Here is a 25,729-nt window from a genome sequence, read left to right on the forward strand (position 1 = left end):
GTGCGATCGCGCTCAGCTCTTCCTGCGCTTGACGGTCTTCTTTGCGGTCTTCTTCGCAGCCTTCTTTTTCTTCGCGGTTTTTTTCTTCGCCGCGAAATAGGCTTCGACCTTCTTCGAGGAATGTCCGACGGCTGCGACCGCGGTCTCGAGCCGGGCAGGGGTCACCTTGAACTTCTTCGACCAGTAGCGGACCTCGTAGGGCTCGCTGATCGCGATCCGCGCGCGGTCGGCGGCCTTGTGGCGCTGCTCCTTGAAATGGGCTTCCACCTTCTTGGCGGAATGCCCGACCTTCTTGACCGCGGCTTTCAGCTTCGCCGGCGTGACCTTGAACTTCTTGGACCAGTACGCAACTTCGTAGGACTCGCTCAACGCGATCAGAGCGCGATCTGCCGCGCCCCGCTTCTTCTTGCTGTCCGCCATAAGATGATCCCTCATCGAAGATTCGACGTTGGAACCTTAGCAGCCTCTGTGCGGTTCGCACAGGCAGCGGTGCGCGATGGACGATCTGACCGCGGCGTGGCTACGATCGAGGTGAAGCGAACCGATGCGGCGAAGTTTTCGGAGGTAAGTGCATGCACTATCAGCTTTACTACTGGCCGATGATCCAGGGCCGCGGCGAGTATGTCCGCCTCGCGCTCGAGGATGCGGGCGCCGGCTACACCGATGTCGCGCGCGCCAAGGGCGGCATGGGTGCCATGACGAAGATGATGGAAGCACACAAGGGCACGCCGCCCTTCGCGCCGCCGTTCCTCAAGGCCGGCAGTCTCGTGATCGGGCAGACCGCCAACATCCTGCTCTATCTCGGCGCGCGCCACGGCCTGGCACCGAAGGCGGAGGGCGGAAAGCTCTGGGTGCACCAGCTGCAGCTGACGATCGCGGACTTCGTGCTGGAGATCCACGACACCCATCATCCGCTCGGGCCGTCGCTGTATTACGAGGACCAGAAGGCTCCGGCGAAGAAGCGCACTGAGGAGTTCTGGGATTCGCGGGTGCCGAAATATCTCGGCTATTTCGAGGACCTCGTGCAGGCCAACCGCGGTGCGTTCGTCACCGGCCGCCGGCTGACTTACGCCGACCTGTCGCTGTTCCAGATCGCGGACGGCCTGCGCTACGCGTTTCCGAAGCGGATGGCGGCGTTCGAGAAGAATATCCCGCGCCTGATCGCGCTGCGCGATCGCGTCGCCGAGCGGCCGAACGTCAAGGCGTATCTGGCCAGCGAGCGGCGGATTCCTTTCAACGAAGAGGGCATTTTCCGGCGCTACAAGGTGCTGGATTTGTGATCGCCGTCATTCCGGGGCGCGAAGCGAACCCGGAATCTCGCGCCAGAGTCTCTGGATTCCCGGTTTACGCTCCGCGTGCTCCGGAATGACGGCGTGGAAGGCTACCGGCTCCGCCCATCCACCGGCGTCATCGCGATCTTCGACAGATCGATGCCATCGATGCAGCTGACATTCAGCGCCACGATGTCGGTGCCGTCGGGCTTCTTGCCGCGCGCGAACACGTCGACGCCGCAATCGACGCAGAGTTGATGGCGGATCGCATGGCGGTTGAAGAGATATTCCTTGAGGTTCTCGGCGCCGGCGCGAAGCTGGAAGCTCGACGGCGGCATGAACACGAAGTGGAGGCCCTTCTTGGTGCAGATCGAGCAGTTGCAGGCCGTCACCATGGCCATATCGGTGGTGCATTCGAAGCGGACCTGTCCGCAATGGCAACCGCCGGTATAGGTCTTGCTCTCTGCCATGATGATCCCTCACCACAGCCCGGGCACGAGGCGGTAGCGCACCCGTGCCGCATAATCGGCGTAGCCTGACAATCCCGTCACCAGCGTGCGCTCCTCAATCCGGGTGCGGATCGCAAACATCACGAAGAACACCGGCACGAAGGCGAGGCCCCACCAGGAGCCGAGCGTCAGCGGCACGCCGATGAAGAACAGCATCACACTCGTATACATCGGATGGCGGACCAGCGCGTAGGGACCGGTCGAGATGACGTGATGGTCGCGCTCGGTCTGTACCTTCACGACTGGCGCGGCGAACGAGTTGGTGCGGAACACCCACAGGATCGCCACGGTCGAGACCAGATACAGCACAAGGCCGAGCACGATCAGCGGCACGCCGTCATTGACGCCGCCAAAGCGCCGGTCGAGCCCCATCGCGACGAACCACAGCACGGCAACGACCAGGAACACCAGCATGAACCGCTTGTCCTCGGTGGGCTGGCCTTCACGCGCGGTGAGGCGCATGCGCTCGGCCAGCAGTCCGGGATCGACCTTGGCGAGCCACAGCCCGCAGGCCGGGCCGATCACGGCCGAGGCGATCAGATAGGCCCATGCGCCGGGCCAGTGCAGCGTACCTGCGAAGGCAAACAGCAGCACGGCCATGGCGATGACGAAGAAGGTATTCTGCAGAAGGAGCTTTGCGATCATAAGCGGCTCCGCGCGATTCCAGTCGATATTATCGCACCCTTTTCCCGGCAAACATGCGACCGCAGCGATCAACTTTCGGAGCAGGCGAGACGTTCCAGCGTCGCGACTGTATTGACACTCATATAAGCAACTGCTTATATATTTTCATGCCCCCCCCCACGCAGCTGACCGATGTGTTGAAGACCCTCGCGGACCCGACGCGGCGGGCGGTGTTCGAGCGGATTGCGCGGGAAGGCGAGATCGCCGCGACCGGCCTGGTGCAGGGTTCAAAGGTGTCGCAGCCGGCGGTGTCGCAACATCTGCGCGCGCTGCGCGATGCCGGGCTGGTCGCCGAGCGGCGCGAGGGCCGGCATATCCATTATCGCATCGCGCCGAAGGGGCTCGGTCCGCTGATCGACTGGCTCGGCCACTACGAGACGTTCTGGGCCGAGCGCTTCGCAAATCTGGAACGGCTGTTGAAGGAGAGTGAGTGATGGGTGAGACGCACGCGATCACGGTCGAGAAGGTGCTGCCCTACGCGGCCGAGAAGATCTGGCGGACGCTGACGACGAGCGATCGGATCACGAAATGGCTGATGCCGAACGATTTCGTGCCGGCCGTTGGCCATCGCTTCAATTTCCACACCAAGCCGATGGGCGACTGGGACGGTGTCGTGCATTGTGAGGTGCTGGATTGCGATCCGCCGCGCCTGTTGCGCTACTCCTGGAAGGGCGGCGCTGATACCAATCCGGAATACGGCTCGAAGCTCGACACGATCGTCACCTGGACGCTGACACCGGTCGAAGGCGGCACCCATCTACGGATGGTGCATGACGGCTTCGTGCTGCCGGGCAACCGCTTCGCCTTCGACATGATGAGCCCGGGATGGGGCCGGGTGCTCGACGCCATCGCGCGCATCACCAGCGAAGGCTGATCACTCGTTGTTGCCGCGCCGGACCGTGATCGAGGCGTCGGTCTTGTTGCGGGTGCATTCGAGGTTGAGGCGGCGATAGCGCATCGTGATGGTGTTGCCGCGCAAGATGCCCATGCGCTTCAGGCAGCGCGAGGTGCCGGTGACGGCGTCGTCCTTCGGCACGGTGAAGATCAGCGCGGTGGCGGAGCCGACCAGGTTGAAGAACTCCGGCTTCATCTTGCGATCGGTCTTGGCGTAGAGCTCGATCGAATAATCCTTGCCGCGGCAGCCGAGCGACAATTCCTTCGCCGCCGGGTGCGTGAGGTAGGTGATGTTGGCGGCGCTGAAATTGACCTTCAGCCCGTCGATCTGGCCGGCGAGCTGCTTGGCGATGTCCACGCAGGGATCGGCATGCGCAGGCGCTGCGACGAAAACCGTCGCCAGCGCAATCAGCGCGGCCGGCAGAGTGGAGCGGATGCTCAAAGGCAAGCGTCGGCGCAACGATGCTGTCACGAAATACCCCCCGCGGTATGAAAGTACGCGAAGCTACATGCAGGCTCCCGCGGAGCGCGTCAATATGGCGACGTCAGGACGCGCACCTGCCGTCCTGCGCCTTGGAAGCCCCGGCGGCCCGGCGCTCGCAATCATTGCCATAGCTCTTGCCGTCGCAGCCGCATACGGGCTTGAAGATCTTGTTGCAGATCGTCGGGCGGAACGCGCAGGTGCCGGTCTGGTCGAAGCGGCCGCAGGTCCCGGGCCTGAACTGGCAGAACTGGCCGCGACTGCCGCATTGCAGTCCGGCAAGGCCGCCGCACGGCTTGCCGAGGCGGGCGGCATCGGCGCCGGTCGGGATCGCGATCAACATGGCCAGCGCCGCGAACCAGACGAAAAGCGCTGTCTTCATGAAGGTCTCCTGATGGTTTCCTTGGCCGTTTCGCGGCTTGCCGGCGTTGTGGCAACCTGGGATTACGATGGCATGAAACATAGCACGTGGATTGCCGGTCCCGCGCATGGCTGGAAGGCGGCCGGCTTCCCTTTCCTTTGTGGGAAAAAGGCTTAGAACGGCTCTACATTGCCGGCGGCCCCGCGGCCGGCACCGGCCTTTCGAAACCGACGAGCAGCTCATGAACGCCCCCTCAGCCTTTCCCGACCAGCAGAAGCCCGTTCCGCCCTACAAGCACACGCCTCTGTTCCCGCTTGGTGCCGACACCACGCCCTACAAGAAGGTGACGAGCGAGGGCGTCCGGGTCGAGAAGGTGTTGGGCAAGGACATGCTCGTGGTGTCGCGGGAGGCGCTGCGCGCGCTCTCCGAGGCCGCCTTCGGCGACATCAACCACTATCTGCGGCCGGGCCATCTGAAGCAGCTCCGCTCGATCCTCGAGGACAAGGAAGCCAGCGATAACGACAAGTTCGTCGCCTTCGACTTCCTGAAGAATGCCAACATCGCGGCCGGCGGCGTGCTGCCGATGTGCCAGGACACCGGCACCGCGATCATCATGGGCAAGAAGGGATGCAACGTCATCACCGACGGCGACGACGAGGCCGCGCTGTCCGAAGGCGCGCGCGATGCCTATCTGCGCCGCAATCTGCGCTACTCACAGGTAGCTCCCTTGTCGATGTATGAGGAGAAGAACACCGCCAACAACATGCCGGCGCAGTGCGAGATCTACGCCGAAGGTGATGATGCCTACAAGTTCATGTTCATGGCCAAGGGCGGCGGCTCCGCCAACAAGAGCTTCCTGTTCCAGGCGACGCCCTCCGTGCTGACCAAGGACCGGCTGCTCGCCTTCCTGAAGGAGAAAGTGCTGACGCTCGGCACCGCGGCGTGTCCCCCGTACCACCTTGCGATCGTGATCGGCGGCACCTCGGCCGAGCTCTGCATGAAGACCGTGAAGCTCGCCTCGGCGCGCTATCTCGACGCGCTGCCGACCCACGGCTCGGCCGACGGCAATGCGTTCCGCGATCTCGAGATGGAGCAGGAAATCCTCAAGATGACGCAGAGCTTGGGGGTGGGCGCGCAGTTCGGCGGCAAATATTTCTGCCACGACGTGCGCGTGATCCGCATGCCGCGCCACGGCGCCTCGCTGCCGATCGGGCTTGGCGTCTCCTGTTCGGCGGATCGCCAGGTGCTCGGCAAGATCACCAGGGATGGCGTCTATCTCGAGGAGCTCGAGCACAACCCGGCGCAGTATCTGCCTGCGGTGGAGCAGTCGCTTGGCGGTGAGGTCGTCAAGATCGACCTCAACAAGCCGATGAAGGAGATCCTGGCGACACTGTCGCAATATCCGATCAAGACCCGCGTCTCGATGACCGGCACCATGATCGTGGCGCGCGACTCCGCGCACGCCAAGCTGCGCGAGCGGCTGGAGAAGGGTGAGCCGCTGCCGGATTATTTCAAGAACCATCCGGTCTATTACGCCGGTCCCGCCAAGACGCCCGATGGCTACGCCTCCGGCGCGTTCGGCCCGACCACGGCGGGACGCATGGACTCCTTCGTCGACCAGTTCCAGGCGGCCGGCGGCTCGATGGTGATGGTCGCCAAGGGCAACCGCGCAGTCGCGGTGCGCGAGGCCTGCAAGAAGCATGGCGGCTTCTACCTCGGCTCGATCGGCGGCGCCGCGGCGAACCTCGCCGAGCACTGCATCAAGAAGGTCGAGGTGGTCGAGTATCCCGAGCTCGGCATGGAAGCGATCTGGCGCATCGAGGTGGTCGACTTCCCGGCGTTCATCATCATCGACGACAAGGGCAACGACTTCTTCAAGGAATTGAATCTCGGTTGAGGATCGGGGTTGATTGCGGTCGGCCTCGACGGGTTCTCCAAGGGCTGGGTCGCCGTCACCATCGACGGCGACCGGCGTACGATTTCCTTTCACAGCGACATTGCGGACGCGCTTTCGCGTCCGTTCGATCGCGCCGGGATCGATATCCCGATCGGTCTGACCGATAACGGCGAGCGCGATTGCGACCTTATCGCGCGCGTGCGATTGCGCCCGCACAGCTCGCGCGTCTTCACCGGCGCGCGGCGCTGGCTGTGGCAGCTGTTTGACGATCCCGATCTCGCGAATGCGGAAGCACTGCGCCGCGGTCAGACCCGTGTGTCGCGCCAGCTCTGGCATCTCGGCAAGAAGATCATGGAGGTCGATGCGTTCGTGCGCGCGAACGCCACGCGCGATATCCGCGAGGTGCATCCCGAACTGGTGTTCCTGCAGCTGAACGGCGGCGAGCCTCTGCCGCGCAAAAAATCGGAGCAGGGCGATGCGCTGCGCTGCAGGCTGCTGAAGCGATCAGGCTTCCGCGAGATCAATCGCTGGCTCACCCGGATGCGGATCGGCACCGGCGCGAAGCGCGACGATGTGCTGGATGCCTGTGCAGTGGCGCTGGCTGCGCGCGAACCATGCGGAAGCGTTCCCGAAGCGCCGCCGCGAGACGCGCACGATCTGCCGATGCAGATCTGGTTCTAGCTGCAGTTCGTCACCTGGTTGGAGCACAGGCTGCGCCACCAGCCGCGCACGCCGTCATGGCTCTCCACCAGCGCCCAGTGCCCGCTGCAGGCGAGGATGCGTTTCGGACCATCGTCGGTATCGAACTCACCGCCGAGCTTGCGCAGCGCCGGCGTCCACTTGGCATCGACGAAGGGCGCCTGGAACAGCCCGCCCATGCGGGTGTAGCCGTTGGCGTAGCTCGCGCCGACCTTGTTGGCGGCAACCCATCCGCGCCCGGCATAAGGCTTTGGCGCGTTGCGCGGATAGCGCTTGTCATCTTCATAGGCCTTGCCCGGCGGCATCGCGCCTTCGATCAGAAACCAGCCGTCCTTGAAGCCGATGACACGAAATTCGGTGAGCCAGCCGCCCTCCGGCGTGTTCTCGGCCCCGCCCATCTTGAGATGGTAGGGCGGCGGCAGTTTGCCGAGCACGCGTGCCTTCGCCGACGGCTCCGCGCGCACGTTGAGGCCTGCGAGGTCCTTGTCCTCCGACCAGGCGCCGAGGTCGCATGGCTCGGTGCCGCCGGGCAGTGCGTTTCGCTTCGCGGCAAGCTCGGCCTGGCGCGCGGCAAAATCATTGTCCGCCCCGTCGGCATGTCCGGTCGCGATGTCGCTGGGACCGCGCGGCTTCAATTCGGCCGACAGCGCGTGCGTGCCATCCTTGCTTAGCGTCACGACCATCATCTGACGTGGCGCGAAGACGCTTGCCGGCGTCTTCGGGTCGTCTGCGCTCGCGGCATAGACCGCAAGGTAGCCGGTGGTGCCGGCGGTATCCGTGCTGGAAGAGGTGCCCGCAACATATCCGGCCGGCACCAGCGCGACCGCGCTCGCGCGCCACGCCGGTTCGGCTTCGCTTGCCTGCTGTGCGGAAGCCGTCGTGGCTGATAACGCCATGACGGCAACGGATGCCAGGATGCGCATGCGTGGCGTGTGCCGCGGTTATGCCCGCGTGCCGGTGAAGGGGAAGCTGCCCATTGGGCCGATGCCCATCTCGCCGGAGATGCCGTCGCCTGCGACCTTGCCGGTGAATTCGAGCGTCAGCGGCATCGGATTGGTGATGGAAACCTTCCAGGCGACGTCGTCGCCGTTCACGGTGCCGTCGAAGATTTCGGTGGAATTGCCCTCGGCGCCCTGCGTGCCGGTGAGCGTGCCGCCGGAGCTTGCCAGCGACAGCGTCGCCTTGCGCTCGCCCATCGGCGTCGTCATCGTGAGATTCCAGTTTCCGTCCACCGCCATTGATGTCTCCCCTCCAGGTGAAGCGCCTTCAAGCGAAATGGCTACCGTTCGCGCGAAGAAAACGCGTGCGCGGGTATAGCCCATCTTGCCGCGGCCGCCTAGTTCGCGGCTGCGGCGATCAGGCGCGGGCGGCGGCGCGCAGCCGGCTTCCGACCAGGACGCGGAAGGCGACATACTGGATCGCGAAGGCGGCGATCTTGGCGCCGACCAGCACCACCGACACGTAGAACGCCCACAGCTTCATGTCGCCGGTCGCCGCGATCGCAATGGTGCCGGCGGCGAGGATGAACATCAGCCCGGCCCAGGCGTAGCCGGCGAGGGTGGCGTATTCCGGAATCGTCTCGGTCACGATCGGCGGCAGATAGCGCAGCATCCAGCCGCGCTTGAGCATGATCGCGCCGATCGCGATGTGACCGATCGCGGGCTTCGCCAGCACGAAGCGCGGATCGTTGGTGAGTAGCGTCGCGCCGCCGAGCACGATCACCAGCCCAAGGCTCGCCCAGGTCATGTAGCCGAGCGACTGTCCCTTGACCCGCGCATAGACCACTTGCGCGATTGCGCCCGCGATCGCAACGCCGGTGGCGATCAGGACATTGTCGGTGGCGAAATAGACCACCAGGAAGACGATGGTGGAGAGGAAGTCGCTCGCAAGCCTGGCAAATACGCTCTTCATCGTCGTGGTTTCCGTTTCCTCGGGATAATGGTTGTGATGATGGCAGCGTCTAGCGTGAGGGCAGCGCGCCGGCCGGCGGCGTCGCGTCCTTGGCCGCGCGATAGTGCGGATACCAGTGGGTAAAGCCGACCGCGGCATTGCGCGCGGCGAAGGCGATCAACAGGCCCGTCCACAGCGGCAGCGCCGGCACGTAAAGCACCGCAATGTTGCCGATCAGCATCAGCAGCATCGCGACGGTCCAGGCGCCGGTGATCAGGTAGTTGGCATGGAGGAAGCCGGGCAGCTTCGCGGTCTCGGCATCGACCTGCTCCAGCGCGTATTGCCGCGTGAAGGGGTGGCCGATCATGATCGAGCCGAGCGACACCAGCAGAATGCCGGCATCGACCGCGATCTTCACCGCGGTGTTGCTCGGCGTCGCATCGACGAAGGTGAGGTAGGAACCGATTGCGGCGAATATGACGACCGAACCGACGCCGAGGATCTTGATGCTGCGGCCGCGCGCGACATCGAACGCGATCACGGCAAGGCAGATCAGGGCCGCGCTGAGCAGGCTCACCGTGGCCGAGGTCACCAGCATCAGCATGGCGAAGGCGCCGTAGGGAGCGAGGATCAGGAAGATCGTCATGGTGAGCCTCATCGGCTAATCTTTACAGTGTAAAGATACCCTAACGGTGAGCAACGGGGGCGTCAAGCGAAATCTTTACAGTGTCAAAATCGTGAGGTGACGGAAAAATCCTAGGTTTGCCAATAACATAAAGCGGCGACCGCTCGTTTTCGGTCGGCGGCGACAAAGACGTGGATGCCCGGGACAAGCCCGGGCATGACGCGTGGAGAGGTTGGCGCACTGACGTCCGGGGTGGTCGTCGGCTACTCCGCCCCCACCCAATTGCCGTGGAATCCATCGGGCACGCGGTGGCCGAGATGGACCAGCGCGGTCGGGCCCGCTTCGACATCTTGCGCGTTGAACACGGCGAGGTCGCTGCGGTTTTCGCGGGCGCGCCAGACCACCGCGAGCAGCCAGCCGTCGCCTTCCGCGGCGTCAGCGCTGCGCTCGACGAACACAGGCTCGGAGATCGTGTCGCCGGCGGGCAGCAGATAATGGCCGAGCCGCTTGCCACGGCCGTCGACATGCACGATGCCCGACAGCGCACCGAACATCGGCAGATCCGGGTTGGCGCAGGCGTACCAGCCGTGATTGCTGGCAAATCCGGCGCGCCGATCGTCGACGCGGGGGAATTCGCCGGTGAGGTCGTCGAGATAGGTTTGCGTGAAGCGGTCGGTGTTGCCGGAGAGGTCGAAGGTCCAGCGGCAATAGCGCGCGCGGTTCTTCTGCGGATCGGTCGGCGAGCCGTCGGGATGATTGAACAGCGGCGCTTCCTCGAACTGCATCACGTCGGCGATGATGCGGTTGCCGTCTTCCCACGCGTTCATGACGTGGAAAACGTAGCAGGTCTCGGCGCGGAACCAGACGATGTCCTTCGATGCGCCACTGCGCTTCATCACGCCGACATAGGCGCCTTTCTCCGGCTCCCAGGCGTACGGCGCCTGTCCGCGCATCGCGCGCTGCATGCTGCCGGTGATCGGCAGGATCGGAAACAGCACATGATTCTCGGTGACGATGAAGTCGTGCACCATGCTGGCATAGGGCGCCTCGAAGCGTTCGAACCGCGTCACCACGCCTGACGAGCTCACCGCGCCGAACGACAGCGCCGGCGTCAGCGGGCCCGCGGCGTTGTAGCCGAAGAACACCATCTCGCCGGTCGCCGGATCGATCTTGGGATGCGCGGTGAACGGGCCTGTGATCGCGCCCTTGTAGTCGCAATAGCCGAGGCGATTGAGCGTGCCGGGCTCGATCTCGGTCGGCAGATGGCCTTCCTCCAGCGCGAGCAGGCGGCCGCCATGGAAGATGATGTTGGTGTTGGCGACGCCGCCGTCGGTCGTGGTCGTGACCGGCGCATCCGGCATCTTGCGGCCGAAGCCGCCGAACAGCGCGCGACCGGCGTCGTGCTCGGCCTGCCATTTCGGCGTGCGGACCCAGCGGTTGCGGTAGCTGGCGCGGCCGTTCTCGAGATGGAAGGCGTGCAGCATGCCGTCGCCGACGAACCAGTGCGCACCCGGCGCCTCGAACTGCGGATTGGGGCCGTTGCGATAGAGCGTGCCGTTCAGCTCGCGCGGCAATTCGCCCGAGATCTTCAGGAACGGCGCGTCGGCTTCGAATGGGATCGGCGCCAGATTGGTGCGCGCCGCGTTGGATGTGACCTGGTCGAGCATTCCGCATCTCCCTGCATTATGATCTTTACATCGTAAAGATATCAGTAGGGATGACGCCGCTGATCGTCAAGCAAAATCTTTACAGTGTAAAAATTGCGACCTATAAGGCCGCATGGCAAGAATCTCCAAAGAAAACAAGGCGACTCGCCCGGCACGGGCTCCGACCCGCCGGGTTGCACGGACTGCGGCAGCTCGTCCGGCCCAACGGCGCCGCGCCAATGACACGCCGTATCACCATGGCGATCTGCATGAGGCGCTATTGAAGGCCGCCGAGCGCGTGCTCGAGCGTGATGGATTGGCGGGGCTGACATTGCGTGCGGTGGCGCGCGAGGCCGGCGTGTCGCACGCCGCCCCGACGCATCATTTCGGCGATCTCACCGGTTTGCTCAGCGAACTTGCGGCGATCGGTTTCCGGCAATTCGGCCTTGCAATGGCTGCTGCGGACGCTTCGGCGGCCACGACGCCCGAGAAGGGCGTGGCGAGCGCCAAGGCTTATGTTGCCTATGCGCAGGCACATCCCGGCATGTACGGGCTGATGTTCCGCAGCGAGCGGCTCGATCATTCGCGCCCGTCGCTGCACGAGGCATCCGAGGCTTCGTTCGCAGGGCTGACCCGCGGCGTCGGCGCCAGCCGGCACGAGCAGATTTCCAAGGAGCAGCTTACGCTGGATCAGGCCGCCGCGATCGCGTCGGCCTGGTCGCTGGTGCATGGTTTCACCATGCTGTTGCTCGACGGACGCCTCAAGACGATTTTGGATCGGTCGCCCGAGGGCACATCCGCGGAAACGCTGTTGACCGCGATGCTGCGATTGTCCGCGGGCCGCTCGGCGCGGCAATAACCAGTGCTGCCCCTGGGCTAGTGTCCCGAATCCGAAGTTCGCATCATTTGCCGCACCTTCGGAGCGAACTTCGGATTCGATAAGGACACTAGCAAACTTATGATTCTAGTGTGCTTTATGAATGCGAAGTTCGTGAAAGTGGTTGCCGCGAAATTGCACGAACTTCGCATTCAGCACACTAGCGCCTCACAAGCGATGTGGTCCGGCCGCTCTGTCCGATCGTCTTCACCGTATCCGTGCCGCATTTGAAATCGCGGGCGAAATCGTCGGCGGCCTGCCGCGCCAGCTCGTTGGCGTTGGGATTGGCCGCGACGTCGACATAGGCGACATGACAGACATCGCCCGGCGGCAGCCGGGTCACCGCGAGCATTGCCCGCGAGACCGGGCCGCCGCGCTTGTCCTGTTCGCTGTTGTCGGCAATCTGCCAGCGCTGGATGATCGCAAACGGCCTGGCGCCGACTGCACGCCATTCGACCCTATCGCCGGTCGAGCTGAACGGGCCGAACCAGGCCTGCGCGGCCGGTTCCCTGGCTGCTGCCTCGCGGTTTCGGCCCACCGAGACCACTTCACGCAGGTCGCCCTCGTTGATCAGCACCACAAGCCCGGATTTTCCCGGACAGACCCTGGTGGTGCTGCCGTCCTCTTCGCTGGGCTTGCCGATCATGCGGCAGGCCTTCGGCGCGGTCGATGTGTAGCTGCTGCTGATCGTCTCGGAGCCGGCATGACCGGGATTTGCGCTGGCAACCGCCATAACGACTGTTGCAAAAGCAAGGTATTTCATCGGGGGAAACCTGCGATCCGGACGTTACTTTGTCTCTGACATATGCAATCTGGGGAAGGTTCAATAGACACGCGGGAAACACCTGACAGGCGCGCGGAATCGTCCTAGAAGGGCGGCTTCGCAACTTCTGTCGCGTGCACCTGCGTGCCGTAACCTCGATCGTCATGCCCACGATATCATCCAACAAGCCCTATCGCGTCGGCCGTTCCCGGACCGGTCTTGGCCTTTTCGCCACCAAGCCGATCAAGAAAGGCACCAAGATCATCCGTTATTTCGGGCCGTTGCTCGACTCGAAGAAGAAGGATGAGGACGCGATCGAGAACAAATATCTGTTCGAGCTCACCAACCGCTGGACCATCGACGGCTCGATCCGCGAAAACGTCGCCCGCTACATCAACCATGCCTGCAGGCCGAACGCGGAATCCGACGTCAAGCCGCGCAAGCGCAAGGTGTTCATCCGCGCCATCAAGGACATCGAGCCGGGCGACGAAATCAATTACGACTACGGAACCGACTATTTCAAAGCCTATCTGAAGCCGATCGGCTGCAAGTGCGATGCCTGCGAGAAGAAGCGCAAGAAGAAGCGCGCGGAGGCGAGGGCGGAGCGGGTGCGGCTGAAGGAAAGAGCCGAGCGGAAGGCACAGCGCAAGGCCGAGAAGCTCGCCGAGGAGCGGGCCAGACAGCGGAAGGCGAAGAAGGCTGCCAAAGCAAACGGCAAGCTCGCCAACGGCACGGCGCTGAACGGCAAGCACCTCAATGGTTACAGCCTGATCAACACGGCGGGCAAGAAGGCTGCCTCGTCGAAGCGCGGCACCGCTCGGGCGCTGAACGCCTGATACCACGTCGCCCGAAAACGCTCTAGCCGCTCGGCCGGTGCGCCGCGCGTGGCAACGGTGAATTGCCGAAATCCAGCGTCGAGCGCTGGATGATCGTGCCGTGCTCGTCGATGACGAGACGGAAACGCTTGCTCCCCGAGAAGAATGTGAGGCGATGCCGCCCCTGATCGGCGTCGAGCCCGCGCTCCGAGCGCGTCGTGATTGCGCCCGAGCGCATCCCGGCCTGCAGCAGCGGAACCGCGATGCCGAGGCCCTCGGCGACGATATTGGCGTCGACCTCGAACGCGCCATCAGCGAATGTGATCGTCGTCATGATGCCCTCGCGGGATGGCGGACGGGACGCGGCAGGTAGGCGCATTCGGCGAGCGTCGTTCCGTCGAGCTCGCGCATGAAGGCCTCGCGTGCCGCGGCAAGCTTCGCCTTCAGCCGGCAGCGCGGCAGCAGCAGGCAATCTCCGCCATCATCCCTGAAACATTCCACCAGCACGCTGTTGCCTTCCAGCGCACGGACCACCTGGCCGAGGGTGATGGTCTCCGCCGGCCGCGCCAGCGAGAACCCGCCGCCGGCGCCGCGCTGGGTGGCAATGAAGCCGGCGTCGGCAAGGTCGCGCACCACCTTGGCAAGGTGATTGCGGGAAATGTCGAACTCGGCCGCGATCTCGCTGGTCGCAAACGACCGGTCCGGCTCGCCGGCCAGCCGCATCAGGGCGCGGAGCGCAAAATCCGTGAACGATGTCAGGCGCATGGAAGCCCTTCGAAATCAGCACTTGGCGGATCAGCTATAGCATCCTAAATAGGCATTTGAAATACCTATTTAGGATGTAAGCCATGACAGGAGCAGAGCGCCGCGAGCAGATCACCGCCGGGATTGTCGCGCGGACCGGGATCACCGAGGCCATGATCGAGCAGCTGGTGCACGCCTTCTACGCCAAGGTCCGCAAGGACCCGATGATCGGACCGGTGTTCGAGACCAGGATCAGCAATTGGGAGCCGCATCTGGCGCAGATGTGCGCGTTCTGGTCTTCGGTTGCGCTGATGACCGGGCGCTATCACGGCACGCCGATGGTCAAGCATATGCCGCTGCCGATCGACGCCGCGCATTTCGACCGCTGGCTCGAACTGTTCGAGGCGACCGCGGCCGAGCTGTGCCCGCCTGACGCAGCGGCGCATTTCATCGATCGCGCGCGGCGCATCGCCTCGAGCCTCGAGATGGGCGTCGCCGGCGGACAGGGCGTGATGCTGGCGGTCGGCGAGCGTTACAGGCGAAGCGAAGCAGGAGCAGTGCAATGAGGAACAGGGCGAAGGCGATTGCGCGCGCCATCGACGGCGCGTGGTTTCATCAGGATCAGGCCGATCCGTTTTCCGGCAGCAGCCTGGTGCCGATGCTGATCATCGGCCTGGCGCTGACCTTTGCCGGTATGATCGTCGCGGTCGTGCTGAGCTGACGGAAACGGCCGCCGCGTTTGCCGCGACGGCCGCTCGTCACATCCGGCATTCGATTTACGCCGCGACCGCCTCGCCGCTGCGGCGCAGCCCGACATATTGCAGCTCGGCGAACACGCCGGTGGCGATCGCCTGGGCCAGGATCACGATGGTCCCGAAGAGGTTCGGCGACATCGCGCCCGACAGCAGCAGCGCGATGCTGGCGAGCGTCCAGGCCGCGTTGCCGACGACCACCAGCATCACCAGCAGCTTCGGCACCGACATGCGCGTGCCGAGCCAGCCGACCAGCGCGGTATAGGCGATCAGGAACAGGCCGGTCTCGCGCAGCAGCGCTTCCGGCAGGCCGAGCAGCGATGCCAGCGCGCCGGCGTCGAGCACCATGGCTATGGCGGATACGCCGCTGAAGACGGCGTCGGCAAGCAAGGCGCGGCGCAGCAGCTGGGACGAATGGATCATGGCAGGGTCTCCTCTGGTTGGGATTGGGGGTGGTCAGCGGAACAGGGACTGCAGCTGACGCCACAGGCGGAGCGGACACAGCGCCTTGCCGACCCTCATCTCGGCCGCATAGACCTGCGCGAACACGAACACGCCGGTCGCGTGCACGAGCGGCTGCGGCATGTTGAGCGAGCGCGCCAGCAGCCAGGTGGCCAGATGGACCAGCCACGGGAGCAGGACGGCGAGGGCGCGGACAAGGGACAGCATCAGCATGGTCATCTCCTGTGCCGTGGAAGATGAGCCGGCCGGCGCGCCAATTCGATTACCTCAGGCGTAATGGAACGGGCGAATTCCGCATGGTAGGTTTTGCACCATGAACGCACATGCATCCATGGCCCGGGCCGAGCCCGCCAAACCCGTCCCCATCGGGGAGCACCTGAGGGAGTGGCGGCAGCGCCGTCATCTCAGCCAGCTCGATCTTGCCGTCGATGCTGAGATCTCGGCGCGGCATTTGAGCTTCGTCGAGACCGGCCGCTCGGCACCGTCGCGCGACATGGTCCTCAAACTGGCGGAGCGCCTCGACGTGCCCCTACGCGAACGCAACGTGCTGCTGGTCGCCGCGGGTTTCGCGCCCGCATTCCCGCAACGCTCGCTGGATGATCCGGCGCTGAAATCGGCGCGCGAGGCCATCAACCTGGTGCTGAAGGCGCACGAGCCCAATCCGGCACTGGCCTATGATCGGCACTGGAATCTGGTCTCCGCCAACCGCATGGTGGCGCCGCTGCTCGAGGGCGTGCCGCAGCGGCTGCTCGGCCAGCCCTTCAACATCCTGCGGCTTGCCTTCCACCCCGAGGGCCTCGCGCCGCGCACCGTGAACCTCGCGGAATGGGCGGCGCATCTACTGGAGCGGCTGCATCGGCAATGCGAGGCAACGGCCGATCCCGAGCTGCTCAAGCTCTATCAGGACCTGAAGTCCTATCCGATCCCGGCGCGGTCGGCCCCGATCACCACCGACAACAACGTCGCGCTTCCCTTCAAGCTCCGCCTCAATGGCGAGATCCTGAGCTTCATCTCGACCACCATGGTGTTCGGCACCCCGGTCGACATCACGCTGCAGGAACTGGCGCTGGAGACCTTCTTCCCGGCCGATGAGCTGACCGCCGAGCGGATGCGGCAGATGGCAGCCAGTATGAAATAGCGGCTTGTCTCGGAGCGTGTTCGGCCTACCTTTGGGCTTCCATTTTCCGCCGGGAACCCCGCCATGAGCGATCTGAAGCCACTTCGCCTCGACATCGTCTCCGACGTCGTTTGCCCCTGGTGCTATATCGGCAAGCATCGGATCGAGGATGCGCTCAAGCTGGTGCCGGATGTGCCGGTCGAGGTGCATTGGCGGCCGTTCTTCCTCAACAATTGGGTGCCGCGCGAGGGGATCAGCCGCGAGGAATATCTCACCGCCAAATTCGGCTCGGTCGAGGCCTACGAGGGTATCGCCGGCCGCGTGGTCGCCGCCGCCAATGAGGAGGGGCTCACCTACCATCCCGAGCTCGTCAAGCGGCAGCCCAATACGATCGACTGCCATCGCCTGATCCACTGGGCCGAGGCCAGGGGCAAGGCGGCCGAGATGAAGCAGCGGCTGATGGAGCTGTATTTCCGCGACGGCGGCGATCTCACCGACAGCAACGTGCTGGTGCAGGCGGCAAGCGATGTCGGGCTCGATGCCGACGACGTGCGCAAGCGTCTCGCCACCGACGAGGATGTCGCCCTGGTCTCGGCGCAGGCCCAGGAGGCCGCCGAGAAGGGGATTTCGGGCGTGCCGACCTTCGTGTTCGCGCAGAAATACGCGGTGTCCGGCGCCCAGCCGGCCGAGCAGCTCGCCCGCGCCATCCGCCAGGTCTCGGCCGAGATCAACGCAGAGGCTGCGGAGTAGTCCGCAATCCCTATCGAAAGCCCGGCTCATGCCGGGCTTTTTCGTTTGCCCACATCATCCATCGGAAACAACCAGGGGAGACTACCATGATCTATGAGCTGCGCACCTATACGGTCCGTCCAGGCGCCGTCGGCGAGATGGTGAAGGCGGCGAGCACGATCTCGCGCGATATCCGCGCCGACAATTTCGGCAAGCTGGAAGGCTACTGGATCACCGAGATCGGTCCGCTCAATCAGGTCATGCACATGTGGAGCTACGCCGATCTCAACGAGCGGACCCGGCTGCGCGCCGAGCTCGCCAAGAATCCGCGCTGGACCGGCGAGTATATTCCGGTGATCCGTCCGCTGCTGGTGCGCCAGGAGGTGCGGCTGCTCAATGCAATCATCCCGCCGGTGGCGCCGGCGACATCAGGCAACATCTACGAATTCCGCAACTACCGCGCCAAGCCGGTCGGCGGCGCCAAGCAATGGCTCGATCTGATCACCGGCGTGATGCCGGAGCGCGAGAAATACTCCAAGATCGTCGGTCTCTGGACCACCGAGGCCGGGCAGCCCAACGAAGTCTGCCACATCTGGGCCTATCCCGATCTCAACGCCCGCGCCGCCGCGCGCGGCAACGCGATGAAGGATCCGGCCTGGCTGGAATTTTTGAGCAAGGGCACGCAGGTGCTCGAGGAAATGCACTCGACCATTATGCTGCCGGCACCGCACTCGCCGTTGCAGTAAGGGGAGGCGCTGGTCGCGCCGCGTTTCCGAATGATGCGCGGAGCGCGAGACAGAGAGGCCGCCGGTTGAGGCGGCCTTTTCGTTTGCCGTCAGCATGTCGCGATCGCCGGCAAAAAGCCCCATCCGATGTTTCCATCAGATGAGGCTTTCGAAGCAAGGGCGCGCGCCGTCTGAGAACCAGCGCGCCGCAACGCTAGTCGGGCCAGCTGACACCAACCTGACGGCGGCAGCCCGTTGTTTCCCGATGTGTCTGCATGCCTACGAAAGGGTAAACCGCATTATCCGGGCTTGCCGCGCCGGCTGCGGATGAAGCGGACGGCGCCGCGCGCCGCTTCGTAGGCGAGTTTGTTCAGGGTCAGCGCGGCGTGAATGGCCGGCACCAGCGGATCGCGGCGCCGCAGCGGCAGCAAGACGTCGCCGATCGCGAAGCGGCCGCGCCAGATCGGGTCGATCATGGGGTGGCCCGGTGCCGCGGTGGAATCGGCCGAATTGATCGCGGGATCGGCGCAGAGATGGCGCGTCAGCTCCAGCGTCAACTGCGTGCCGGGCGAATGTTTCGCAAAGCGCTCGTCGACGCCGATCTTGAAGAAGAACGCGCGGTCCTGGTGGCGCACCACGATGCCGCCCGCGACCGGCATGTCGCCCGCATGCAGCGTGATGATCTCGCAACGGCCGGCTTCGGCCATTGCCGACGCCGCGCGGCGGATGAAGGTTGTATCGCCGGCATGCTGGCTGAGCGCCGTGCCGCGCTGGCCCTTCCAGCCACCGGATTCGAGGACAAGGAAAGTCTCGAGCGCCGTCGCAACCTCGCGCGGCGTGCGGGCGACATCGAAGCGCACCGCGCCGTGGTCGGACAGGCGATGGTGCTGGCGGCGCAGCTCCTTCAGCTTCTTGGGCCCGAGCGCGTCGCGCAACAATTCGTCGGCATCGCGCGTCGCATCCAGCTGGGCGCGCTGATAGGCGCTCAGCATGCGCGGCTGCAACCCGTCTCGCGCCAGCACCGCGCGGATCGCCGCCATGGCCGGGCCCTCGAGCGAAATGGTGCGCAGGATCAGCGCATGCGCGCCCGCATTGCGCGCCTGCCGCAGCATCTTGCCCACAGCTTCCTCGGCGGCGTCGCGGTCGAGCAGCGGCGTGCACAGCGTGCCATAGGGTTCGGCACCGACCAAAGCGGGCAGGGGAATCCGGTAGATCCGCCGCATCGGAACGACCGGCAACAGCCCGATCAATTGGCCGGCATCGCCTGCGGCGCTGAGCACCGCCGCGCCGGTGCGGCCGCGCGCGGAGGCATCGACCGCCAATTCCCAGTCGGGCTGATAGTAGCCATTGGCCTCGATCGCGCGCGCGGCAAGCGCGCGCCATGCATTGAGCGGCGCGGCAGACAGCGGCGGCAAGGTGCGATCGTCCGTGGCATCCTTGCGCGATGCACGGTGGATCATTGCCCGGTCAGCAATATCGGCCACGTCCCTGTTTCCCCACTCCGCGAAGCTGATTGGCCTTGCGTTCGTCAGGGCAACGCTAGCGGAAAGAAATGGAAAATGCCGTTGAGGCCACCGCGCAATTTGAACGGTCGTGTTAACGGGCCGTTCAGCATGCCAGTGCGCGGCGGCCCGGCTGGCTCGCCAGCTCAAGCGCTAGGGTTTGGCACTTCGTTGCGCTTCCGCCGCAACGGTGCTCTCGACCGGCTCGTAAGTCTCCGTCACGCAATTGTCGTCGGCTCCGACCTGCCGGCGATCGAAAATCGAGCCTTCATTGATGAACACGCGATAGGTCTGCGTCCCCAGCGGCTTGCCGATCACCGATGTCAGCTCGGCGCGTACGCATGCCGTCCAGCCCGTGCCGCGCGGGTCGTGCAGCGGGGCGGAGACCCGCACATGGGTCGGCTGTGAACCGGCCGTGAACACCGAATCCAGCTTGCCCGCGACCAGCCGTTTGACGTCCGGAGGCATCTCGAGCGGCGCCGGCTCGGCGGCCTTGACCTTCAAGGCCTCCGGCCACACCGCATGGCTGTCCGCCAGGCCGCAGCCACTCAATATTAAGGCGGCGCCGGCCAGCAGCGCCGCCAGATGTACTTGTCCCTGTCCCATTCAGCGCATTTAATGTGCCGCCGTCAGGATTGCGCCCCCTGGTGGCGCTGAATTCGCGTGAGGCGGCGCTTTGTCGATCAACAAATGTCGAGCGACAAGTTATCGTTGGGGTAGAGGTATTACCGGATGTTGCTGCGGCGGCGGGGGAGACAGACTGACATGAAACGCTTCACGGTTGCTGCCGTCATCCTGGCGCTGCTCGCGACACCCACCCTGGCCCAGGGCCGGCGAGGGGGCGGTGGAGGCGATACCAAGACGGAGCAGAAGCCCAAGGTCGACGAGAAGGCCTACAAGGCCGCGCTCGATCGGATCCCCGAGCCCAAGGAGAAATACGATCCCTGGGGTGTCACCAAGCCGGCAGCGGATCCGGCCAAGAAGCCGAAATAGCCGGCCTCACCAGGTCTCGGCGGCCATTCGACAACCGGCGTCGGTCGGCAGCACATTTGCCGCAAGGCATGAACCTTGGTCTGACGGCCTCCGACCCATCTTCGATGTCATTGTCGGAGGCCGCCATGCTTCGCCGTTCGCTCCTCAGCCTGATCGTTCCGGCAGCGATCCTGCTCGGCGCCGTACCGGCGGCGGCGGAAAACCGGCTGGCGCTGGTGATCGGGCAGTCGGCCTACAAGTCGGTGCCCGCGCTGCCGAATCCGGCCAACGACGCCAGGGCTGTGTCGCAGATGCTGACCGATGCCGGATTTGCGGTGACGGCCGCATCGGATCTGTCGCAGGACGAGATGCGCGCACGGCTCAGCGATTTTGCCGGTCAGGTGGCGGCGAAGGGCGCCGACACCGTGGCGCTGGTGTTCTATGCCGGGCATGGCCTGCAGATCGACGGCGAGAACTATCTGGTGCCGGTCGATGTCGATCCGAAGCGCGAGGCCGATATCCCGATCCAGGCGGTTCGGCTCAACGACGTCCTGAATACCTTGACCTCGGTGCCGAGCCGGATGCGCATCGTGCTGCTCGATGCCTGCCGCAACAATCCTTTCCCGGAGCTCAGCAAGACCGCGGGGCACGGGCTCGCCATCGTCGATGCGAGGGTCGGCGCGCCCGGCACCTTCGTGTCGTTCTCGACCTCGCCGGGAGCGGAAGCCGAGGACGGCAGCGGTGCCAACAGCCCCTACACCACCGCGTTGCTGGCCTCGGCCAAGGAGCCGGGCATCCCGATCGAGGACACCTTCAAGCGCGTTCGCCTGGCGGTGAACAGGGCAACCGACGGTCGCCAGACGCCGTGGGACTCGTCCTCGCTCACCGACGACTTCCGTTTCATGGCGGGTGCTGCGGCGTCCCCCGCAGTGACGCCGCCGCCGGCCGCGGCCAAACGCACCGTCGACGAATGGAAGCGCGAATTGCAGGGCAAGCCGATCGAGGCCGCGAATGAGCTGATGGTAATCGACGGCTCCGACGAATCCTATGAGGCCTTCGCCGCGATCTTCGCCGGCACGCCGCGTGGCCTGCAGGCGCGCGACTGGCTCGACCGGCATCGCCGCATGGTAGCGTGGAATAACGCGATCCTCATCAACACGGCGGCGGCCTATCGCGGCTTCCTCGCGCAATATCCTGACACCGACCTGACAGCGACCGCGCGCAAGATGATCGAACGGCTGCGCTACCGTCCCGATCCGGCGCCCGCCGTCGCGCTCAGCGTGCCCGCGACCAGCGTCGCGCTGGCGGCGCCGACCTGTCCCTGCAACGCGGCGCCGCCGCAACAGCCGCTGCAGCAGAGGGCCAACGTGCCGGTGAAAAAGCGTGCCGATCCCGATCCGCCGCGGCGCGCGGGCAAGCGCCCGCCGCGCGTCGTCGTCGAGGACGACGTCGTGGTGGTGCGCCGTCCGCCTCCAACCGTGGTCTACGAGCCTGCCGGACCGCCGATCGGAATCGGAATCGGGATCGGCATCGGCGGCGGCGGTGGTGGTTATCGCGGCAACTACGGCGGCGGCTATCGCCGGGGTGGATACTGACGCGACGATCGCGTAAATGCTTTCCCGCATGAGATGCGGCGCCCGGTGATCGCATCCTGGGGGAGGACGCGATGCGGTCGCTGTTTTGCCTGCTTGCCGCGCTGCTGCTGTGTGGTCAGCCGGCGCGCGCCTGGGAGTATTGGGGCGGCGACCGCGGCGGACAGCGCTTCTCGCCGCTGACGCAGATCACGTCAGACAATGTCGGCACGCTGCTGCGCGGCTGGGAATTCCGCACCGGCGATCTCGATACGCGCCCGCCCGAGGTGATGAAGCGCACCAAGTTCGAGGTGACGCCGTTGTTCGTCGAGGACAGCCTGATCCTTTGCACGCCGTTCAACGAAGTGATCGCGCTCGATCCCGGCACCGGTGCGCAGAAATGGCGTTTCGATCCGAAGATCAGCATGGCGCAACGGCCTGCCAATCGGTTTGTCTGCCGCGGCGTCGCGTACTGGACGGATGATCGCCCGGCGGAAGGCGCCGTCTGCAAGTCACGCATCTTCACCGGCACCAACGACAGGCGCCTGATCGCGCTCGATGCCAGAACCGGCAAGCCCTGCGCCGATTTCGGCAACGCTGGCGAGATCAGGATCGACGTTGGGATGAAGCTGGAATGGCCGGGCGAGTTTCAGATCACGTCGGCGCCGGTGACGGGACGCGGCGTGGTCGTGGTCGGGTCCGCGATCGGCGACAACCGGCGGGTCGACGCGCCGCTCGGCGCGGTGCGCGCCTTCGATGCGCGAACCGGCCAGCCGCGCTGGAGCTTCGATCCGCTCGTGCATGACGGGATCGAGGCGGGCCACAGCAATGTCTGGGCGCCGATGTCGGTGGACGAGGAGCGCGGGCTGGTGTTCCTGCCGACGACATCGCCCAGTCCGGACTTCTGGGGCGGCAAGCGCGCCGGCAATGACGAGCACGCCAATTCCGTGGTCGCGCTGCGGATCGAGACCGGCGAACTCGCATGGGCATTCCAGACCGTGCATCACGACGTCTGGGACTACGACCTGCCGGCGCAGCCGACGCTGGCGCGGATCGACACCGGCGATGGTCAGCGCGACGTCGTGATCCAGCCGACCAAGCAGGGCTTCGTCTTCGTGCTCGATCGCGACACCGGCAAGCCGGTGTGGCCGGTCGAGGAGCGCGCGGTGCCGCAGAACGGCGCCGAGGGCGAGAGGCTGTCGCCGACGCAGCCATTCCCGACCCATGTGCCGCCGCTGCTGACGCAGCGGATGACGGCCGACGATGTCGCCGGCCTGCTGCCGGGCACCGGGAGCTCGGCTTGCGAGAAGCTGCTCGCGCAATCCCGCAATGAGGGCCTTTACACGCCGCCGTCGACGCAAGGCACTGTGATCTATCCGATGACCGGCGGCGGTGTGAACTGGGGCGGCGCGGCGTTCGATCCGGTCAATCAGATCCTCTACGCCAATGTCAGTCATGCAGCGCACGTCGTCACACTGATTCCGCGCGACCAGGCCAAGGGCTTCAATCCGCCGCCGGGCCATGAATTCGGCCAGCAGGAAGGGGCGCCGTTCGCGATGTCGCGGGCGCTGGCGAAGTCGGCGGTCGGGTCGCCCTGCAACAAGCCGCCATGGGGCGAGACGGTGGCGGTCGATCTCAGGGCCGGCAAGATCCTCTGGCATTCGTCGGTCGGCACCAGCGAGGATCTCGCGCCGCTCGGCATCGCGCTCAATACCGGCACGCCGCTGGTCAACGGCGTCGCGATCACCGCGGGCGGCCTGGTGTTCACCGGCGCGATGGATGCCTATCTGCGCGCGTTGGATGCCAGATCGGGAAAGCAGTTGTGGCTCGGCCGGCTTCCGGTGCCGGGCGTCGCCAATCCGATGACCTATCTCTGGAAGGGCGAGCAGTACGTCGTGATCGGCGCCGGCGGCCATTCCGAGGCCGGCACATCGATCGGCGACAGCGTGGTGGCATTTCGACTGCCGCGTCAAGGCGAGAGTGCAGCGTTGTGGACCCGCGTGATCGACTGGCCCGGCGGGCGGTTCACCGCCAAGGCTGTGGCCGCCGGACTCGTGCTCGTGGCCCTCATTGCGCTGTTGTGGCGCTGGCGGCACAGCCGTCGCTCGCGATCCGCTTAGGTGCTCCCTGCTGCAGGTGCGCGCCGCCAAAATATCGAAAACAACCCCATGCAAAGGGGCCGGTGGCTGCCGGCATTCGAAAAGCAACTTGACACGTCGGGCAACTCAGGGGTATTTTTCCATTATTCCGAAATTGTGCCAGCGCCGCCTCGCTCCGCTAAAGCGCGATGAATTCTGGTTGAGTCGGCCTGGCGGCATTCGCTGCATCTCCCCCCGCAACCGGCAGGGCAATCGCATATAAAAAAAATCTGTCGGGCAGCGTCGTCGCGGCCATCCTTCGAGACGCCGCTGCGCGGCTCCTCAGGATGACGGGTCTTGTTTTGCGGCACAGTAGTAGATCCTCATGGTGAGGAGCGCCGCTTGCGGCGCGTCTCGAACCACGAGGCCGAGTTACCTCCGTAGCCGCTGAAGGGTCATATGGATTGCCCTACCGCAACCAGAGTGGGAGCGCAGGTTGTTCGCGGATGCAATTGAACCTAGCACTACTTTGGCAGATTGTTGATTTTGCCGTGCGTTATAGGATTCCCGAATCAATTTTTCAATGATTCATGGGTGGTCGGCTCTTGGAGGGCTGACCATGCCATCGCGCGGGGCGGGCAATCAAGCGCGAAGCTGATGATTGAGGGGCTTCGGAAAGCGGGGTTGCCCGAGTAGCTCTCCATCCAATGAGGTGATCGATGTCGGCTTATGGACCCCGTAGCCGACCTTTGCTCGGGAGCTTGCGATGTTCGCTTTCGGGAGGCAAGCCGACCGAGGTCAAACGTGCCGCACATCGCGGGTTGTGACCCCTAACAGACATCCAAGCGATTGATGGTATGCTGCTTTGCATGACCATCGAAATCCTCCTGCTCGCCGGAAGTGTAGCGCTGGGTATTGTGCATATCGTTATCGTGTCGCACCTCCAGAGCTCGCAACGGGGCTATCGGTGGACTGCCAGTTCAAGGGAACAGAGCGTTGCACCGCTCGTCGGAATTGCCGGAAGGGCTGAACGAGCGCTTCGAAACTATTTGGAGACGTTCCCGTTCTTCGCTGCAGCAATTCTCGTCGTCACCGTGACGGACACGCACAGCTGGCTGACTGTGTGGGGTGCTCACTTCTATTTTTGGGGTCGCATCGTTTACGCGATCGTGTACTTGGCAGATTTGCCGTTAGCCCGGTCGCTTGTGTGGAACATCCCGACGATCGGTATCTTGATGAACCTTGCGGGGCTGTTCCTGAAGTGACGCATGCGAGACCGGATATGGTCCGAAGCGGAGGCGCTAATTGGATGTGTAATGGTCCGCTTGCCGGGCTAGACCGGAAGTGGATGGCCGACTTCTCGATCGCTGCTTATGACCCTGGCTGTGTGAAAACGCTGGGCTGCTGCTATGATTCTCCTCTGATTCTTTGGGGGAATCGATGAGGCGCTTCGTTGAAGAGGCGGACCGTGGGCAGCGGACGCTGTTGCCCGAATGCCTCGATGATTTCATTGACGAGAGCAACCCTGTGCGGGTGATCGACGCATTTGTCGAGGTGCTCGATTTGGCCGGGATGAGCTTTAAGGGGGTGGAGCCTGCGGCGACTGGTCGGCCGTCGTATCACCCTTCGGTGCTCCTCAAGCTTTACATTTACGGCTATTTGAAC

At 64.7% G+C, this 25,729-nt stretch carries 35 protein-coding genes; 18 read left to right on the forward strand and 17 right to left on the reverse strand.

The window, feature by feature from the left end; translation table 11 throughout:
- Window positions 1-12: 12 nt before the first annotated feature.
- Window positions 13-420 (reverse strand): DUF3606 domain-containing protein, encoded by a 408-nt coding sequence (locus tag J6525_RS33930; RefSeq protein ID WP_225647933.1) that lies wholly within the window; start codon window positions 418-420, stop codon window positions 13-15.
- 152 nt (window positions 421-572) lie between these two features.
- Here J6525_RS33930 and J6525_RS33935 point away from each other — a divergent pair, with 152 nt between their 5' ends.
- The gene (locus tag J6525_RS33935; RefSeq protein WP_225647934.1) at window positions 573-1,280 is read left to right on the forward strand and encodes a glutathione S-transferase; all 708 of its coding nucleotides are present in this window, start codon (window positions 573-575) and stop codon (window positions 1,278-1,280) included.
- 101 nt (window positions 1,281-1,381) lie between these two features.
- On the opposite strand, the gene J6525_RS33940 is transcribed toward J6525_RS33935, so the two are convergent.
- Together J6525_RS33940 and J6525_RS33945 are read right to left on the reverse strand one after the other, a co-directional pair.
- A complete protein-coding gene (locus tag J6525_RS33940) occupies window positions 1,382-1,741 on the reverse strand; it encodes a GFA family protein (protein WP_016844775.1) in 360 nt (119 codons plus the stop codon).
- A 9-nt stretch (window positions 1,742-1,750) separates the two neighbouring features.
- Entirely contained in the window at window positions 1,751-2,425 is a 675-nt protein-coding gene (locus J6525_RS33945) for a methyltransferase family protein (protein WP_225647935.1), read from the reverse strand.
- Window positions 2,426-2,571: 146 nt separating this feature from the next.
- Between J6525_RS33945 and J6525_RS33950 the strand changes: the two genes are divergently transcribed.
- A complete protein-coding gene (locus J6525_RS33950) occupies window positions 2,572-2,898 on the forward strand; it encodes an ArsR/SmtB family transcription factor (protein WP_225647936.1) in 327 nt (108 codons plus the stop codon).
- Complete coding sequence (locus J6525_RS33955; RefSeq protein ID WP_225647937.1) at window positions 2,898-3,338, forward strand: SRPBCC family protein; 441 nt, start codon at window positions 2,898-2,900, stop codon at window positions 3,336-3,338. The genes J6525_RS33950 and J6525_RS33955 overlap by 1 nt, the downstream gene beginning before the upstream one ends.
- Here the strand turns inward: J6525_RS33955 and J6525_RS33960 are convergent, their stop codons facing one another.
- Both J6525_RS33960 and J6525_RS33965 read right to left on the reverse strand, forming a co-directional pair.
- Window positions 3,339-3,800, reverse strand: a complete 462-nt coding sequence (locus J6525_RS33960; RefSeq protein WP_016844779.1) for a hypothetical protein — start codon at window positions 3,798-3,800, stop codon at window positions 3,339-3,341. It lies immediately after the preceding gene.
- A 103-nt stretch (window positions 3,801-3,903) separates the two neighbouring features.
- Window positions 3,904-4,221, reverse strand: a complete 318-nt coding sequence (locus J6525_RS33965) for a Kazal-type serine protease inhibitor family protein (protein ID WP_225647938.1) — start codon at window positions 4,219-4,221, stop codon at window positions 3,904-3,906.
- Window positions 4,222-4,441: 220 nt separating this feature from the next.
- Between J6525_RS33965 and J6525_RS33970 the strand changes: the two genes are divergently transcribed.
- Window positions 4,442-6,097, forward strand: coding sequence for a fumarate hydratase (locus tag J6525_RS33970; RefSeq protein ID WP_038386003.1), 1,656 nt, complete (start codon window positions 4,442-4,444; stop codon window positions 6,095-6,097).
- Window positions 6,098-6,106: 9 nt separating this feature from the next.
- Complete coding sequence (locus J6525_RS33975; RefSeq protein WP_225647939.1) at window positions 6,107-6,778, forward strand: DUF429 domain-containing protein; 672 nt, start codon at window positions 6,107-6,109, stop codon at window positions 6,776-6,778.
- On the opposite strand, the gene J6525_RS33980 is transcribed toward J6525_RS33975, so the two are convergent.
- From J6525_RS33980 to J6525_RS34000, 5 genes are all read right to left on the reverse strand, one after another.
- Window positions 6,775-7,692 (reverse strand): SH3 domain-containing protein, encoded by a 918-nt coding sequence (locus tag J6525_RS33980; RefSeq protein WP_376708593.1) that lies wholly within the window; start codon window positions 7,690-7,692, stop codon window positions 6,775-6,777. The genes J6525_RS33975 and J6525_RS33980 overlap by 4 nt on opposite strands.
- 45 nt (window positions 7,693-7,737) lie before the next feature.
- Window positions 7,738-8,034, reverse strand: a complete 297-nt coding sequence (locus J6525_RS33985) for a hypothetical protein (protein WP_021077922.1) — start codon at window positions 8,032-8,034, stop codon at window positions 7,738-7,740.
- 118 nt (window positions 8,035-8,152) lie between these two features.
- Window positions 8,153-8,707: an inner membrane-spanning protein YciB gene (locus J6525_RS33990; protein WP_225647941.1), complete on the reverse strand. Its 555-nt coding sequence runs from the start codon at window positions 8,705-8,707 to the stop codon at window positions 8,153-8,155.
- Window positions 8,708-8,756: 49 nt separating this feature from the next.
- Window positions 8,757-9,332: a hypothetical protein gene (locus J6525_RS33995; protein WP_225647955.1), complete on the reverse strand. Its 576-nt coding sequence runs from the start codon at window positions 9,330-9,332 to the stop codon at window positions 8,757-8,759.
- A gap of 242 nt (window positions 9,333-9,574) precedes the next feature.
- A complete protein-coding gene (locus tag J6525_RS34000; RefSeq protein WP_225647942.1) occupies window positions 9,575-10,978 on the reverse strand; it encodes a carotenoid oxygenase family protein in 1,404 nt (467 codons plus the stop codon).
- Between the two features lie 50 nt (window positions 10,979-11,028).
- Between J6525_RS34000 and J6525_RS47570 the strand changes: the two genes are divergently transcribed.
- Together J6525_RS47570 and J6525_RS34005 are read left to right on the forward strand one after the other, a co-directional pair.
- Window positions 11,029-11,241, forward strand: coding sequence for a hypothetical protein (locus tag J6525_RS47570; RefSeq protein ID WP_376708591.1), 213 nt, complete (start codon window positions 11,029-11,031; stop codon window positions 11,239-11,241).
- Window positions 11,238-11,816 carry a TetR/AcrR family transcriptional regulator gene (locus J6525_RS34005; protein WP_376708592.1) on the forward strand — a complete coding sequence of 193 codons (579 nt, stop codon included), beginning with the start codon at window positions 11,238-11,240 and terminating at the stop codon, window positions 11,814-11,816. Before J6525_RS47570 ends, J6525_RS34005 begins: the two co-directional genes overlap by 4 nt.
- Window positions 11,817-11,994: 178 nt before the next feature.
- Here the strand turns inward: J6525_RS34005 and J6525_RS34010 are convergent, their stop codons facing one another.
- On the reverse strand, window positions 11,995-12,597 hold the full coding sequence (locus tag J6525_RS34010) for a hypothetical protein (RefSeq protein WP_225647944.1): 603 nt from the start codon (window positions 12,595-12,597) through the stop codon (window positions 11,995-11,997).
- A 164-nt stretch (window positions 12,598-12,761) separates the two neighbouring features.
- On the opposite strand from J6525_RS34010, the gene J6525_RS34015 reads away from it, so the two are divergent.
- The gene (locus J6525_RS34015) at window positions 12,762-13,433 is read left to right on the forward strand and encodes an SET domain-containing protein (protein ID WP_225647945.1); all 672 of its coding nucleotides are present in this window, start codon (window positions 12,762-12,764) and stop codon (window positions 13,431-13,433) included.
- A gap of 22 nt (window positions 13,434-13,455) precedes the next feature.
- Here the strand turns inward: J6525_RS34015 and J6525_RS34020 are convergent, their stop codons facing one another.
- The gene (locus tag J6525_RS34020; RefSeq protein WP_028339832.1) at window positions 13,456-13,746 is read right to left on the reverse strand and encodes a DUF6522 family protein; all 291 of its coding nucleotides are present in this window, start codon (window positions 13,744-13,746) and stop codon (window positions 13,456-13,458) included.
- Window positions 13,743-14,177 (reverse strand): RrF2 family transcriptional regulator, encoded by a 435-nt coding sequence (locus J6525_RS34025; protein WP_225647946.1) that lies wholly within the window; start codon window positions 14,175-14,177, stop codon window positions 13,743-13,745. The genes J6525_RS34020 and J6525_RS34025 overlap by 4 nt, the downstream gene beginning before the upstream one ends.
- 83 nt (window positions 14,178-14,260) lie before the next feature.
- Here J6525_RS34025 and J6525_RS34030 point away from each other — a divergent pair, with 83 nt between their 5' ends.
- Window positions 14,261-14,722, forward strand: coding sequence for a group III truncated hemoglobin (locus J6525_RS34030; protein WP_168854965.1), 462 nt, complete (start codon window positions 14,261-14,263; stop codon window positions 14,720-14,722).
- Entirely contained in the window at window positions 14,719-14,877 is a 159-nt protein-coding gene (locus J6525_RS34035; RefSeq protein WP_016844794.1) for a hypothetical protein, read from the forward strand. Before J6525_RS34030 ends, J6525_RS34035 begins: the two co-directional genes overlap by 4 nt.
- A 55-nt stretch (window positions 14,878-14,932) precedes the next feature.
- Here J6525_RS34035 and J6525_RS34040 read toward each other — a convergent pair whose 3' ends face one another.
- Window positions 14,933-15,331 (reverse strand): hypothetical protein, encoded by a 399-nt coding sequence (locus tag J6525_RS34040; protein ID WP_225647947.1) that lies wholly within the window; start codon window positions 15,329-15,331, stop codon window positions 14,933-14,935.
- Window positions 15,332-15,364: 33 nt separating this feature from the next.
- Window positions 15,365-15,589 (reverse strand): hypothetical protein, encoded by a 225-nt coding sequence (locus tag J6525_RS34045; protein ID WP_057018353.1) that lies wholly within the window; start codon window positions 15,587-15,589, stop codon window positions 15,365-15,367.
- A 94-nt stretch (window positions 15,590-15,683) separates the two neighbouring features.
- Here J6525_RS34045 and J6525_RS34050 point away from each other — a divergent pair, with 94 nt between their 5' ends.
- The 3 genes from J6525_RS34050 to J6525_RS34060 all read left to right on the forward strand — a co-directional run bounded on the left by J6525_RS34050 (window position 15,684) and on the right by J6525_RS34060 (window position 17,962).
- Window positions 15,684-16,508, forward strand: a complete 825-nt coding sequence (locus J6525_RS34050) for a helix-turn-helix domain-containing protein (protein ID WP_038385984.1) — start codon at window positions 15,684-15,686, stop codon at window positions 16,506-16,508.
- Between the two features lie 63 nt (window positions 16,509-16,571).
- Window positions 16,572-17,237 carry a DsbA family oxidoreductase gene (locus J6525_RS34055; protein WP_225647948.1) on the forward strand — a complete coding sequence of 222 codons (666 nt, stop codon included), beginning with the start codon at window positions 16,572-16,574 and terminating at the stop codon, window positions 17,235-17,237.
- Window positions 17,238-17,323: 86 nt separating this feature from the next.
- Window positions 17,324-17,962, forward strand: coding sequence for an NIPSNAP family protein (locus J6525_RS34060; protein ID WP_168854961.1), 639 nt, complete (start codon window positions 17,324-17,326; stop codon window positions 17,960-17,962).
- A 278-nt stretch (window positions 17,963-18,240) separates the two neighbouring features.
- On the opposite strand, the gene J6525_RS34065 is transcribed toward J6525_RS34060, so the two are convergent.
- Together J6525_RS34065 and J6525_RS34070 are read right to left on the reverse strand one after the other, a co-directional pair.
- A complete protein-coding gene (locus tag J6525_RS34065; protein WP_225647949.1) occupies window positions 18,241-19,425 on the reverse strand; it encodes a GNAT family N-acetyltransferase in 1,185 nt (394 codons plus the stop codon).
- A 171-nt stretch (window positions 19,426-19,596) separates the two neighbouring features.
- Window positions 19,597-20,049: a hypothetical protein gene (locus tag J6525_RS34070; protein ID WP_225647950.1), complete on the reverse strand. Its 453-nt coding sequence runs from the start codon at window positions 20,047-20,049 to the stop codon at window positions 19,597-19,599.
- A gap of 159 nt (window positions 20,050-20,208) precedes the next feature.
- Between J6525_RS34070 and J6525_RS34075 the strand changes: the two genes are divergently transcribed.
- From J6525_RS34075 to J6525_RS34095, 5 genes are all read left to right on the forward strand, one after another.
- The gene (locus J6525_RS34075; RefSeq protein ID WP_016848541.1) at window positions 20,209-20,436 is read left to right on the forward strand and encodes a hypothetical protein; all 228 of its coding nucleotides are present in this window, start codon (window positions 20,209-20,211) and stop codon (window positions 20,434-20,436) included.
- Window positions 20,437-20,561: 125 nt separating this feature from the next.
- Window positions 20,562-22,010 (forward strand): caspase family protein, encoded by a 1,449-nt coding sequence (locus tag J6525_RS34080; RefSeq protein ID WP_225647951.1) that lies wholly within the window; start codon window positions 20,562-20,564, stop codon window positions 22,008-22,010.
- A gap of 71 nt (window positions 22,011-22,081) precedes the next feature.
- The gene (locus J6525_RS34085) at window positions 22,082-24,106 is read left to right on the forward strand and encodes a pyrroloquinoline quinone-dependent dehydrogenase (RefSeq protein ID WP_225647952.1); all 2,025 of its coding nucleotides are present in this window, start codon (window positions 22,082-22,084) and stop codon (window positions 24,104-24,106) included.
- 827 nt (window positions 24,107-24,933) lie between these two features.
- Complete coding sequence (locus J6525_RS34090) at window positions 24,934-25,329, forward strand: MAPEG family protein (RefSeq protein ID WP_225647953.1); 396 nt, start codon at window positions 24,934-24,936, stop codon at window positions 25,327-25,329.
- 175 nt (window positions 25,330-25,504) lie between these two features.
- Window positions 25,505-25,729 (forward strand): transposase (locus J6525_RS34095; RefSeq protein ID WP_512699758.1); only part of this gene is annotated, 225 nt, incomplete at its 3' end.

Origin of the sequence: Bradyrhizobium australafricanum, assembly GCF_020329495.1 — a bacterium.
Lineage (GTDB): Bacteria > Pseudomonadota > Alphaproteobacteria > Rhizobiales > Xanthobacteraceae > Bradyrhizobium > Bradyrhizobium australafricanum.